At 79.4% G+C, this 539-nt stretch carries 1 pseudogene; it reads right to left on the minus strand.

Annotation, left to right across the window (positions count from 1 at the left end):
• Nucleotides 1-539: pseudogene (locus E1287_RS44535) on the minus strand (hypothetical protein); the annotation flags it as partial.

Raw genomic sequence — 539 nt, forward strand, 5'->3', positions numbered from 1 at the left:
GTCCGGGCGGCGGGGGTGGCGCTGGGGCGGGAACAGGTGCCGGAGGCGTGTCTTGATCGGCTCGTAGTTCCGCTGGTCGCCGGGTTTCCGCTGCGCGGGAGGCGCCGGGACGGGACGGACGGGTGAGCGCGGACGTTCCTCGTGCCACCCGGCGTCGGTGTCGGCGGGCTTCTCCGGGTCGTCGGTCACGCCGGCGGAGCTCGGCGGCGGGGACGCGGCGGTGTGGTCCGTCACGCCGCTGCCCGCGGCGGCGACGCCGGTGCTGGCGAGGACGGCGCCGGCCACGCCGAGGGCCACGATGGTGCGGGGGCCGCGGCGGCGGGAGCCCGAGCCGGGACCGGACGGCGCGGGCGGGGCCGGTTCGGAGCCGGTGCCGGATCCGGGGGCCTGGTCGTCCACGTCGGTGATCAGTGCGCGCAGCAGGCGGACGGCCGGGTCGGGGTCGTCGGTCTGGCGTGGGCGGCCGCTCTTGGGCTCGGCGGCGGCGGTCTCCGGCGTCGGGGCGTTGTCCTCAGGGGCGGCCGTCGGGGGGGCAGCCT

It is taken from the genome of Actinomadura sp. KC06 (genome assembly GCF_004348735.1).
GTDB lineage: Bacteria > Actinomycetota > Actinomycetes > Streptosporangiales > Streptosporangiaceae > Spirillospora.